This window comes from Actinomadura mexicana, assembly GCF_900188105.1.
Taxonomy (GTDB): domain Bacteria; phylum Actinomycetota; class Actinomycetes; order Streptosporangiales; family Streptosporangiaceae; genus Spirillospora; species Spirillospora mexicana.
Genome location: NZ_FZNP01000001.1, coordinates 439,377 through 451,755, shown reverse-complemented (window position 1 = coordinate 451,755; position 12,379 = coordinate 439,377). Strand labels below are relative to the sequence as shown.

Annotated in this window: 8 protein-coding genes; 6 read left to right on the top strand and 2 right to left on the bottom strand. The window is 66.6% G+C overall.

The annotated features are described in order from the left end of the window. The first annotated feature begins 207 nt into the window (after positions 1 to 207). Together bla and CHC11_RS01900 are read left to right on the top strand one after the other, a co-directional pair. On the top strand, positions 208 to 1,167 hold the full coding sequence (gene bla, locus CHC11_RS01905) for a class A beta-lactamase (RefSeq protein WP_089309797.1): 960 nt from the start codon (positions 208 to 210) through the stop codon (positions 1,165 to 1,167). A 106-nt stretch (positions 1,168 to 1,273) separates the two neighbouring features. Continuing rightward, positions 1,274 to 2,071: an NUDIX domain-containing protein gene (locus CHC11_RS01900; RefSeq protein WP_143226884.1), complete on the top strand. Its 798-nt coding sequence runs from the start codon at positions 1,274 to 1,276 to the stop codon at positions 2,069 to 2,071. A 40-nt stretch (positions 2,072 to 2,111) separates the two neighbouring features. Here the strand turns inward: CHC11_RS01900 and CHC11_RS01895 are convergent, their stop codons facing one another. Further along, positions 2,112 to 2,792, bottom strand: coding sequence for a hypothetical protein (locus tag CHC11_RS01895; RefSeq protein ID WP_179278637.1), 681 nt, complete (start codon positions 2,790 to 2,792; stop codon positions 2,112 to 2,114). 732 nt (positions 2,793 to 3,524) lie between these two features. On the opposite strand from CHC11_RS01895, the gene drmD reads away from it, so the two are divergent. Further along, complete coding sequence (gene drmD, locus CHC11_RS01885) at positions 3,525 to 6,551, top strand: DISARM system SNF2-like helicase DrmD (protein WP_245918659.1); 3,027 nt, start codon at positions 3,525 to 3,527, stop codon at positions 6,549 to 6,551. Positions 6,552 to 6,553: 2 nt separating this feature from the next. Next, on the top strand, positions 6,554 to 10,585 hold the full coding sequence (locus CHC11_RS01880; RefSeq protein WP_089309793.1) for an Eco57I restriction-modification methylase domain-containing protein: 4,032 nt from the start codon (positions 6,554 to 6,556) through the stop codon (positions 10,583 to 10,585). Positions 10,586 to 10,754: 169 nt separating this feature from the next. Here the strand turns inward: CHC11_RS01880 and CHC11_RS01875 are convergent, their stop codons facing one another. Then, positions 10,755 to 11,105: an ATP-binding protein gene (locus CHC11_RS01875; RefSeq protein WP_179278636.1), complete on the bottom strand. Its 351-nt coding sequence runs from the start codon at positions 11,103 to 11,105 to the stop codon at positions 10,755 to 10,757. 176 nt (positions 11,106 to 11,281) lie between these two features. Here CHC11_RS01875 and CHC11_RS01870 point away from each other — a divergent pair, with 176 nt between their 5' ends. Together CHC11_RS01870 and CHC11_RS01865 are read left to right on the top strand one after the other, a co-directional pair. Next, complete coding sequence (locus tag CHC11_RS01870) at positions 11,282 to 12,097, top strand: helix-turn-helix domain-containing protein (protein WP_089309791.1); 816 nt, start codon at positions 11,282 to 11,284, stop codon at positions 12,095 to 12,097. After that, positions 12,094 to 12,288 carry a DUF397 domain-containing protein gene (locus tag CHC11_RS01865; RefSeq protein ID WP_089309790.1) on the top strand — a complete coding sequence of 65 codons (195 nt, stop codon included), beginning with the start codon at positions 12,094 to 12,096 and terminating at the stop codon, positions 12,286 to 12,288. Before CHC11_RS01870 ends, CHC11_RS01865 begins: the two co-directional genes overlap by 4 nt. Positions 12,289 to 12,379: the final 91 nt, after the last annotated feature.

Genomic DNA, 12,379 nt, shown 5'->3' with positions numbered 1-12,379 from the left:
CGGTGGCCAACTGGGTCACCACCGAATTCCCCTTCTCTCGGCCGTACTACTCCAATGTGGAAATACCGGCCAAGAGCTAAGGCGGGCCGCGCCTCCGGAATCGCCGCCTCAACCGCGCATTCAGTAGGAGTGATATGGGGATCCATATGGATCTGTGATTCATCTGGATATTGGACATCACCCGTGAGGTCATGATCTTCTCTCGGCATGACCCGAAACCTCGGAACGCGACTGGGAGTCGCGACACTGACCGCGTCCGCGCTGCTGGGCGGGGTGGCCTATGCGGCCTCCGCCGCCCCCGGCGAGACGAAGGCCACGACGGTCGCCACTCGGGTGGGAGGCCAGGCCCCCGCGGACCTGAACACGACGCTGCAAGAACTGGAGAAGTCCTACGACGGGCGTATCGGCGCCGTGGGCATCGACCTCGGAACCGGCAGAACGGTCGGCTATCGGGCCGACGAGCGCTTCCCGTTCGACTCCATGTTCAAGGTCTTCGCCTGCGCGGCGGTAATGCAGAAAGCGCGCACCGGCGAGCCCGGACTGATGGACAAGGTGCTCCACTGGAAACCCGCCGACATGGCCGAACTGACGGAGAACTCTCCGGAGACCACCGAATACACCGACACCGGCATGACACCCGCCCAGCTCTGCCGCGCCGGGGTCACCAAGTCCGACGGCTTCGCGGGCAACACGCTGCTCGGGCAGCTCGGCGGGCCGCGCGGGCTGACCAGGTTCCTCCGCGCCACCGGCGACGGCACGAGCCGCCTCGACCGGCCGGAGCCGCACCTGACCGAGTGGAAGCCGGGTGAGGACCGCGACACCACCACCCCCGCGGCGGCGGCACGTACCTTCACCAAGCTCACCACCGGCAAGACCCTCCACGCGCGCGACCGGGCGCGGCTGCTCGGCTGGCTGAAGGGCAGCCTCACCGGCGCCAACCGGATCCGGGCGGGGCTTCCCAAGGACTGGACGGTCGGCGACAAGACCGGCACCGGCGGCGCGTCCAACTACGGCACCGCCAACGACATCGCGATCGTGTGGACGCCCGGTTCGGACGCGCCGCTCGTCCTGTCGGTCTTCACCAACCGCAACCGCCAGGTCCCGCACGACGACAAGGTGATCGCCTCCACCGCGACCGCCCTGGCCAAGGCCCTCGGCAAGCCGTGACCCCACCCCGGAGTGACCTGTCTCGGTCACCCGGCCAGAACCCTAGGGTCGACCAAACGTTCGAAACTTCAAGGTTCGAGGTCACTCCGGGGGCTAGGGTCGCGGCGTGGCGAACTCCGAAAGCGCTGAGCCCTGCGAAGGCTTCTGGGCGGACACCGCCCGGGTCCGGAGCGGTTACCTGGCTGAAGTGCCGACGCATCTGCTGGTGATGAAGGTCGCCGAGGAGGTCGGCGAGGTCGCCGAGGCCTACATCGGGACGACCGGCGGCAATCCTCGTAAGGGCGTCCACAAGACGGTCACGGACGTTCTGGACGAACTGGCCGACGTGATCCTGGCCGCCGCCGTACCCATGGTCGACCTGGCCGGGGGTCCTGAACCGGCCGAACGACACCTGGCCGGACGACTCGGCATCGTCTCGGCCCGCGAGGCCGCCCCGGCCGCGAACGGCTGGCACGGATCTTTCATCGCGCCCCACGTCCTGTTGCGGCGCGAAGACGGCGCGGTGTTGATGCTGCGCCGTCACAACACCGGATACCGCGACGGCTGGCTGTGCCCGCCCGCAGGACGGATCGAGCCCGGCGAGGACGTCCTGGCCGCGGCGATCCGCGAGGCCGGGGAAGAGACCGGCGTGACGCTGCACCGCGACGATGCCGAGTTCTCCCACGTGCTGCACCGTTCCGCCGCGTCGTTGCCGGGCCCCTGCCACGCGGTCACCGACTACTGGTTCACCTTCCGGCACTGGGCGGGCGAACCGCGCGCGGCCGAACCCGACAAAGCCTCGGAGGCGCTGTGGATCGATCCGGCGGCTCCACCGGCCGACCTGATCCCCCACTGCGCGCAGGTCCTCGCGGCCATCGGTCGCGGGGAGAGGTTCAGCGTCCACGGGTGGACCGAAGATCCCTGACCCGCACATGCGGGCCGGCCTCCCACCTGCCCGAGTCGAATCAGCGCAGCAGTGTGTTGCGCAACGTGATGCCGTGCAGGAGGCGCAGCCTGCGCAACTCGTAGTAGGCGAGGGCCGACACCGTCACCGGCGCCCCCAGCAGCAGCGCCAGGGCGAAGACGTGCGGCACTCCCTTGTAGGAGTCGGTGAACAGGTTGACCACGGCCATCGTCCAGGACGCCGACACGCTCACCAGGGGCGGGACCACCTCGTGGATGTCGGCCGTCCGGAACACGTTGGTCAGTGAGAGGACGATGCCGTAGATGGCGAAGGGGAGCATCCAGAGGAAGAGGATCACGCCCGCGGGGATCAGCACCACCGGTCCGGCCGCGTCACGCGCACCCTCCAACTCGGGTACGGCCGCGAGCACGAACGTGAACATGGAGCCGAACATCGCCGCGACCGCGATCAGCGGGTAGCGGAGCCGGCGCGCGAACGCGCCGCGGTTCGGAGGCCGGGCGGCCATGACGAAGGCGCCCACGACCAGCGGCAGGACGCACGTGAGGATCAGGACGTTGATCCAGGCGTCGTTGAACCGCTCGCTCGCCAGTTCCTTGGGGGCGGTGACCCTGTAGACCACGGCCACGGCGAGGGTCACCACGATGCCCGCCCAGGCACGGACGACCTGCAGCTTCCGGACGTGTCCGTCGACGATCAGGTCCGGCCGCGAAGGCCGGAACACCGCCCGCGCGGCGAAGATCGGGTTCAGCTTCCGGAGGAACCGTCCCGCCCGCGACGGCGGCCGAGGAGGCGGCGGAGGCCCGGGTGGCCGGTACGGCGGATACGGGGGTGGAGGCTGCGGCGGGAAGGGGCGCTGCGGGTAGGGCGGATACTGCGGCGGCGGGCCTTGCCGCCCGGGCGGCGGTGCTCCGTATCCGGGATGAGGCGGTTGACGCTGCGGTGGAACGGGGGGTGGTCTGTGTCCGCCTTGCCCCCATGAAGGACCAGCAGGACCTGTCACCAAGGGCTCCTCAGGGGTGTCGCCGCGGATGTCCGGAACACCTGGCCCGGAACCGGCTCGGGACCATAGTGCATGATCTGACCGGCCCCGCGCACCGCAGCGTGATTCCGACATCGACCGCGACGCACCTGACCTACGTCGTGATGCGCCGTATGACTCGACGAGGCCGGATCCCACCCGGCGGCATCGGCCCGCTGACCTACTCCGGCCATACGTGTATCGAGTACACGGCGAACCCGTCAGTTGACGGGCGATCGGGCGGTAATTTGGGCGAGCCGGTGCGTCCGGCCGGATCAGGCCCGTGGACGGCGCGTCATGGCGGCTCTGTGCTACGAAGTGTGCGCAGCGCGAAGCGGCGAAGATTCTCGATGAGGAGATCTGTTGGCGGCGACAGTGACCGATGAGCGTCCCGTTCCCGGTGCCCTCGTGCAGGTGCGTGGCCAGCGATGGGTCGTGAGCACCGTCGACGACCAGAAGAAGAGCACGCTCGTCACCCTCCAGTCCGTCGAGGACGGACGCTACGGCGAGACCCTCTCCGTCATCTGGGAGGTCGAGCCGGGCCGCCGCACCCTCCCGTCGGGGTCGCTACCCGAGGTGGGCCAGGGCCGGTTCGACTCGCCCGAGCGCCTCGCCGCGTTTCTGGACGCGGTCCGCTGGGGCGCTGTCGCGTCCGCCGACGTGAGAACGCTCCAGGCGCCGTTCCGCTCCGGCGTCGCCATCGAGGACTACCAGCTCGAACCGGTCGCCCGCGCCCTCGACGCCCCGCGCGTCAACCTGCTCCTCGCCGACGACGTCGGCCTCGGTAAGACGATCGAGGCGGGGCTGGTCGCACAGGAACTGCTGCTCCGCCAGCGTGGACGCAGGATCCTCGTCGTCTGCCCGGCCGGCCTCACGGTGAAGTGGCAGGACGAGATGGCCGAGAAGTTCGGCCTGGAGTTCACCGTCATCGACTCGGAGCGCTGCGCGAAGGTCCGCCGGACGCACGGCAGCGCCGCGAACCCGTTCGAGGTCTACCCGCTGGCCATCGTGTCGCTCCCCTGGCTGCGCGGCGCGAAGGCGCAGCGCCTCCTTGACGAGGTCGTCCCGGCCGACGGCCCCACCTACCCGCGCACGTTCGACCTCCTCATCCTGGACGAGGCCCACCACGTCGCCCCCGCCGCGCCCAAGCAGATCTACGCGGTCGACTCGCAGCAGACCAAGCTCATCAGAAGGCTCGCGCAGCACTTCACGCACCGGCTGTTCCTGTCCGCGACCCCGCACAACGGCTACCAGGCGAGCTTCACCGCGCTCCTGGAGATCCTCGACGACCAGCGCTTCGCCCGCGGCGTCCCGCCCGATGACTCCGCCGTCAGGGACACGGTCGTCCGGCGCCTCAAGCGCCAGATCATCGACAACGGCGACCCGCGCTTCAAGGCCCGCGACGCCCGCGCGATCCCCGTCGACTACCCCGACGACGAGCGCGAGATCCACGACCTGCTCCGCGAGTTCGCGCAGATCCGCCGCAGGCGCCTCAACAAGACCCGCGGGCGCCGCGCCGCCGACCTCGTCACCCTCCTGCTGAAGAAACGCCTGTTCTCCAGCCCCGCCGCGTTCGCCCACACGGTCGCCGCCTACATGGAGACGCTGACGGCGAAGGGCCGCCACGTCCTCCCGCCCGAGGACGAGTGGATGGAGGGCTTCTTCGACGACGTCGCCACCCTCGACGACGAGTCCCTGGACGAGGCCGAGTCCGACGCCCTGACCCTCACCACCCCGCTCGTGGAGAGCCGCGACGACGAACTGGCCCTCCTGCGGCGCATGCATGACTGGGCGGCGGCCCACGAGGCCCAGCCCGACGCCAAGGCCCGCATGCTCATCGAGTACCTGGCGTCCGTCTGCCGCCCCGGCCGCGACTGGACCAATGAGCGCGTCATCGTCTTCACCGAATACCGCGACACCAAGGACTGGCTCCGCGAGCTGCTCCGCGCCCAGGGCCTCGGCGGCGACCGCGTCGCCGAACTCGACGGCTCCATGAACGCCCAGGAGCGGGAGAAGCTGCGGCTGGCCTTCCAGAAGGCGCCGCAGGAGCATCCGGTCCGCATCCTGCTCGCCACCGACGCCGCCAGCGAGGGCATCGACCTGCAGAACCACTGCCACCGGCTCGTCAACTACGACATCCCCTTCAACCCGAACAAACTGGAGCAGCGCATCGGCCGCATCGACCGCTACGGCCAGCGCGAGGTCCCGGAGATCCGCCACTTCGTCGGCACCGGCTGGGACAAGGCCGTCGACTCCTACGAGGCCGACCTGGAGTTCCTGTCCCGCGTCGCCGTGAAGGTCGCGCAGATGCAGGAGGACCTCGGCTCCGTCAACGCCGTCCTCGCCGACGCCGTGCAGCGCCGCCTCCTCGGAGAGCACGTCGACATGGACGCCGAGACCGCGAAGGCCGCGAAGAAGGACGGCGTCCCGTCCGAGTCCAACGTCGGCGACCAGGTCCGCAGGCTCCGCGAGAACCTGGACGAGGCGGTCCGCGAGCTGCGCATCACCCCGCCCGGCGTCAAGCGCGTCGTCGACACCGCCCTCGAACTGGCGCGGCAGCAGCCGCTCAAGAAGGCCGTCGACCCCGACGACGGCGTCTACGATGTGCCCGTTCTCACGGGGTCGTGGGAGCGCGCGTCCGCCGGGCTCCTCGAAAAGCTGCCGCAGGACGGGCAGCCACCCCGCCAGCTTCCCGTCACCTTCAACCAGCAGGTCGCCAAGAACCGCGACGACGTCGTCCTCGCGCACCTCGGCCACCCGCTCGTCGCGATGTCCACCCGGCTGCTGCGCGCCGCCGTGTCCAACGACCGCATCGACCTCAACCGGGTCACCGCCGTCACCAGCGACGACCCTGAGCTGGAGGCGACGCTGGTCGCCGCGTTCTCCCGGTTCGTCCTCGTCGGCGCGGACGGCGTCCGCCTCCACGAGGAGGTCCTGCACGCCGGCGGCTGGGCCCCCGCGGGCGGACGGTTCCGGCGCTGGGAGAACGTCAACCGCCTCGGCGACCTCCTCGACCGCGCCCTCGCCACCGGCGCCCCCGCCACTCCGCGCATCCAGGCCCGGCTCGCCGAGCGGTTCGAGGCGCTGCGCCCCGGCCTCGAAGGCGCCATCAGGTGGCGCGCCGACACCCGCCGCGAGTCCCTCGAACGCCGCCTCGACCAGCGCCGCGACGCCGAGTCCCGCCGCATCACCGCCAACATCGAGCAGTTCGCCGGGACGCTCCGCGCCCAGCTCGCCAAGGGAGACGAGGAGGGCGTCCTGTTCTCCGAGCTGGCGGCGGCCAGCCCCGACGAGATCCGCCAGTACCAGAACGACCGCAGATCGTGGGAGAGCCGATTGCAGCGCCTGGAGGACGAGAAGGCCCTCGAACTACAGCAGATCGAGGCCCGCTACGCGGGTCGCGAGGCGCACTCGTTCCCCGTCGCGGTGGTGTTCGTCGTCCCGAAGCGAGAGGCGGTCTGAGCATGGCCCGGTTCCCCCGTCACAAGGACGACTTCAACCACGCCGACTGGCTCAGCCTGATCGACGTGTCCGGGCCGTTCCTCAGCGTCCCCGTCCTGCGCCGCGTCTGGCCCGCGCTCGACGCCATCGGCAAGGGCACCCGCGAACGCCTCCGCCAGGAGCACGCCGCCCTCCCCGAGCGCCCCTGGATCGACTACGTCCTGTGCGAGCTGCTCGGCTGGGACGAGCTCGTCCACTTCGAAGGCGCCGTGGACGACCTGTCCATGGACGTGCCCGAGCACGACACGACCATCATGCCGTCGTTCGCGCTCCGCGACCCGGGCACCAAGGCCGACGGGGACGCCGCGACCGTCCGCCTCCTCGGCCTCGTCTGCGACGACCGCCCCACCCAGCGGATCAAGGACTCCGACTGGGCCGCGACGCCCGTCGACCGCCTCGCCCAGCTCTGCCGCCACCACGACGTGCAGCTCGGCCTCGCCACGGACGGACGCTGGTGGGCCCTGGTCTGGGCCCCGCGCGGCGGCGTCACCACCACCGCCGTCTTCGACTCGGCGAACTGGCACGAGGCCGCCGAACGCGATGTCGTGCGCGCGTTCGTGTCGATCCTGAACCGCGCCCGCTTCTTCTCCGTCCCCGAAGACGAGACGCTCACCGCGCTCCTCAAGGCCAGCCTGGACAACCAGGAGGACATCACCGAGGCCCTCGGCGTCCAGGTCCGCCAGGCCGTCGAACTGCTGGTCGCCGCCATCGGACGCGCCCACACCGCCGACGTCGCCCAAGGCGGCCCCGGCATCGGGAACGTCTCGGCCCACGAGGTCTACCGGGGCGCCGTCGCCGTCATGATGCGCGTGGTGTTCCTGCTCTTCGCCGAAGAACGCGGACTCCTCCCCGCCGACAAGGAGCTGTACCGGACGGCCTACTCCGCCGGCCTCCTCTGCGCCGAGCTCGAGGAGCGCGCCCTCGAAGGCTCCGAAGAGGACCTGGAGCACACCTACACCGGCTGGCACCGCCTCCTCGCCCTGTTCAACGCGGTCTACAACGGCGTCGAGCATCCCGAGATGACGATGCACGCCCACGACGGCTCGATTTTCGACCCGGGCCGCTTCGGCTGGCTGCCCCTCACCATCGACGACCGGACCGTCCTGCACATGCTCCAGGCGGTGCAGTACGTCCAGATCGGCACGGGCAAGTCACGCGAGCGCCGCAGGCTGTCGTTCCGCGCACTGGACGTGGAGCAGATCGGCTACGTCTACGAGGGCCTGCTTTCCTTCGAGGGCTTCTACGCCGCAGAGACGGTCGTCGGCCTGATCGGCAAGGCCGGGCTCGAAGAAGAGGTCGCCCTCCGCACGCTGGAGGAAATCGCCGCCATTTGCCCGGACGTTCCTTCGCTGGCCGCCAAGCTCGCCACCGAATACAAGGACTCCCGGATCGGCTCCGCGAAGGCATTGGAGAAGCGCCTCGCCCCTCTCACGGACGCCGACGCGCAGGAGGCCCGGCGTAAACTGCTCGCCGTCACCGGAGGCGACTACCCGCTCGCCGAACGCCTGCTGCCCTTCTTCGGCATCATCCGGACGGACCTCCGCGACCTGCCCGTGGTCATTCTGACGGACGCCCTGTTCGTCACCGAATCGTCCCTCCGGAAGAACACGGGCACTCACTACACGCCCAAGTTCCTCGCCGAACAGGTTGTCGAAGGTGCCCTGGAGCCCCTCGTCTATTCGCCCGGCCCGCTCCAGACGGCGGACAAGGCGGAGTGGAAGCCCAAGACGTCCGACGAGATCCTGTCGCTCAAGGTCGCCGACATCGCCATGGGCTCGGCGGCGTTTCTGGTGGCCGCCTGCCGCTACCTGGCGGACCATCTCGTCGCCGCCTGGCTCCGCGAGAACGACGAACGCGCCCACGGCTACAACGCCGACGCGGCCGAAATGGCGGCTGATGCTGACGCCGACCCGGTGGTGATCAATGCTCGCCGCCACGTCATCGAGCATTGTCTCTATGGTGCGGACATCAACGAGATGGCCGTGGAGATGGCGAAGCTGTCGCTGTGGCTGGTGTCGATGGACCCGCACAAGCCGTTCACGTTCCTGGACGACCGCCTCGTCACCGGTGACTCCCTGCTGGGCATCACGTCGCTCGACCAGCTCGAAGTCATGCACATGGACGCCGAGCGCGGCCGGAAACAGCATGAGGACGAAAGCGCAATCTTCGACCTGACCACCGGCATCCGCGAACTGGTCGGACGCGTGGCCGACAAGCGCCGCGAACTGGTCGAGATCGAGGGCACCGACCTGGACAGGCTGGCGACCAAGCGCGCCATGCTCGCCGAGGTCGAGAAGGACACCGAACGCGCCCGCCTCCTCGCCGACCTCACCACCGCCGCGGCCCTCGCCTACGCCAGCAAGGGAACGGCAGGCCTGGACACGGCCTCCAACCTGGCCGTCACCGAGGCTCTCAGAATCATGTCCGGCGACGAGGCAGGCGAACTCGCGGCCCGCGACCAACTCGCCATGTGGTTTCGCACCGACCTCCCGGACGGAGCCTTCGAGCGCCAGTCAATCCACTGGCCCCTTGCCTTCCCCGAAGTATTTGAGAAGGGCGGATTTGATGCCATCATCGGCAACCCTCCTTTCTTGGGGGGCTCAAAGATCACAGGTGTGATGGGAGAAGCGTATCGCGCCTTTCTTGTGACTTGTTGCGCTCATGAAGTGACAGGGAACAGTGATTTGGTTGGGTATTTCTATCTACAAGTTCATCAGCTCCTAAATTCTGAGGGTCAGGGGGGAGTTTTGGCAACAAATACCCTAGCCCAGGGGCGTACTCGTGAAGTGAGTGTAGAGCAGGTTCTGCGCAGGGGAACTGTGATACGCAAGGCCATTAAAAGTAAGCCGTGGCCTTCTCGGAGCGCCGTTCTAGAGTACTGTGCAGTATGGACTACGCGCCAGGTCTTGGAAGAAATGGCCGAACGGGTTGTCGACGGGGTAAAAGTTAAGTCCATTGCCCCTTCGTTGAGTGGAGCCTCGCGAGTCGCCTGGACGCCCAGACGCCTTCAAAATAATCGAAATGTTGCTTTTGAGGGCGCGAAGATCACAGGCATCGGCTTTGTTCTGAGTGTCGAAGAAGCAGAGAGATTGATTTCTGTTGACTCAAGCTATGGCGAAGTACTCGCCCCTTATCTAAATGGTCAAGATCTAAATTCGCGACCAGACCTCTCTGCGAGTCGCTGGGTAATCAATTTCCATGATTGGCCTGAAGCGAAAGCCCGCAAATATCCAGAATGCTATGAACGAGTCCGCGCCCTGGTGAAGCCGGAGCGGGAGAAAAATAATCGCAAAGTGTATCGGGACTATTGGTGGCAGTATGGCGAGAAGCGTCCGGCCATGCTTAGAGCTGTCGACGAATTTAAGTGCGTTATTGTGATCGCCCGTGTTAGTAGAACTGTGGCGCCAGTTCTTGTATCCGCAGGGCAAGTTCTCTCGGATATGGTTAATGTATTTGCTACTGATGACACTGCTATGCTGGCGCTGCTGAACAGTTCACCGCATTACTGGTGGGCGGTCTCACAGGCTTCGTCGATGAAGGCTGATTTGCGGTACACGCCATCTGACGTTTTCGAGACGCTCCCGTTGCCTGAGATGGGCACCGAGTTGCGGAAGTTGGGAAATCGGCTGAACGGCTTTCGGCGGGATGTCATGTTGGCCCGGCAAGCTGGGCTGACTAAGACGTACAACTTCGTGCATGACCCTGGGTGCAGCGATGCGGACATCGTTGAGCTGCGGGAGATCCATAAGGCGATCGATGAGGCGGTGTGCCGGGCGTACGGGTGGGACGATCTGATACCGCAGCTTGACCATGGGCACCATAATCTCGGACGCGAAACGCGGTATACCGTGGGCCACACAATGTGGCGTGATTTTGTGGATCGGCTGCTTGAATTGAATCACGAGCGGTATGCGGCCGAGGTTGCTGCTGGCCTACATGACAAGAAGAGGGGCGGCACACGGCCAAAAGTCGTTTGGCAAGACGGGCTCTTTTGAACCTTGTTCATGAACGCGGCCACTGGCTGCTGCCTGGCTCGATTATGCTTCGACCCAGGCGTGTGTCAATGTGCAAGATAGTGAGTGCCTTCGTGGGGAGTGGCGTGCAGTCGTCATAAATCCTCTCCCGGACGGCAGCACGCCACGTACGCGGTCGTCGGTGGACAGGTCACGGGTGGATGCGTGACCAGATCCACTTGCCGCCGGCCGGGTCGCCAGTGACGCCGCACTTGGCCGAGAGCGCCTGGACGATGTGAAGGCCCCAGCCGCCGTTATCGTCGAACGCCTCGTCAGAGAGGTCGAGGTCTTCGAGAGTGAGTTCCTTCGTCGGCTTGGCTTGAGGGAGCGCGTAGTCGGAGTCCCAGACGGCGATGACGATGCCGTGCTCGTCCCGGCTGAGCTGGAGACGGATCTCCTTGTGTGGCGTCTGGCGGGCGGCGTTGGTGACGAGCTCCGAGACGACGAGAAGCGCGTTGTCGAGAATGTGAAAATAGCTCCAGTTGCGGATTCTTGCGTCCACCAGGGTGCGTGCTAGCCCCACCGCGGACGGTGTGCCCATAAGGGGCATAAGCAGGTCCCCGGTCGCCGTCGTTATCATCGCCCCGTCCTTGCCCGAGTTTCCGATTCCTTGTGACAAGGATCACTGGGCGTCTTAGGGTTGACCTGTACAAACAACATTGCAAAACAGGAGGAAGCATGCCTCTCGTTCGCGATCCCCTCGACCCCAAGATCTCCATGTATCACTTCCTGGCCTTCTACCTGCGATTTCTTCGCGAGAGGGCTGGTCTCTCGCTCACTCAGGCGGGAAAGATCATTGGAGTCACCAGATCTTCTGTTTGTAACATCGAGGCGGGAAGGCAGCGCCCCCAGGAAGATCACCTAGTGAAGCTGGACGAGAAGTATGGCACCGGGAGGCTATTGCAGCTCTTACTCTGGTTTGCCCGAATGATGCACGATCCAGATTGGGGGAGGCAACTCGACAAGTACGAGGAGGAGGCGATTTCGATCAAGACCTATCACGGTCAGGCCGTCCCTCTAGCGCTTCAAACAGACGACTACACCTGGGCCTGCGTCGAAGCGAGCAGGTTCAAGGATCTGGACGCGACCATGGCCCGTCGGGTCGCGCGAAAGCGGGCGTACTGGGAAAAGGGGGACTCGCTCCTGACTTGGGCGGTGATTGACGAGGGTGTCTTGGCCCGTATGGTCGGTGGTCCGGACGTAATGAAGAAGCAGTTCGAGCACCTGCTCGCCCTTGCTGAGCTTCCGCAGGTGAGTCTGCGCATCGTCCCCTTCTCGTCGGGCGCGCACATGGGTTTCGAGGGGTCGGTGCAGATACTTGGCCTGGAGGATCGTGACGTCGCGTACTCCGGCGCACAGCATGGAGGACGCCTGATCGAAACGCCTGGCGAGGTTCGGGAGCTGTCCGTTATGTTCGATCGCATCGGCGTGAAGGCTGCCCCAGAGGAAGCCTCTCGCGAGATCATCAAGCAGTATGCGGAGCGACTCACATGATGCAACAGTGGCGGAAGAGTTCGTACAGCGGTGGCGTGAATGATGAGCACTGTGTTGAGTTGGCCCGTCTTGCTCCCGGAGTCGAGATTGGATTGCGGGACAGCAAGGATCCGGATGGGGGACACCTCACCCTCTCCGGTGCCCGGTTCGCCAGCATGATCGAGCAGATCAAGCAGAGCTCGGCCCGCTGACCGTCCTGGTGTGCCTCGCGTGCACGTGGCGGCGACAGTGCCGCCCTTGCCGGACGGGGCCTCTGCCCGGAGCCTCGAAGGTGGCTCGTCT

Bases quoted from the DNA above. Each gene is read 5' to 3' on its own strand.
- bla (WP_089309797.1), top strand. From the start codon at position 208: ATGACCCGAAACCTCGGAACGCGACTGGGAGTCGCGACACTGACCGCG.
- CHC11_RS01880 (WP_089309793.1), top strand. From the start codon at position 6,554: ATGGCCCGGTTCCCCCGTCACAAGGACGACTTCAACCACGCCGACTGG.
- CHC11_RS01870 (WP_089309791.1), top strand. From the start codon at position 11,282: ATGCCTCTCGTTCGCGATCCCCTCGACCCCAAGATCTCCATGTATCAC.
- CHC11_RS01865 (WP_089309790.1), top strand. From the start codon at position 12,094: ATGATGCAACAGTGGCGGAAGAGTTCGTACAGCGGTGGCGTGAATGAT.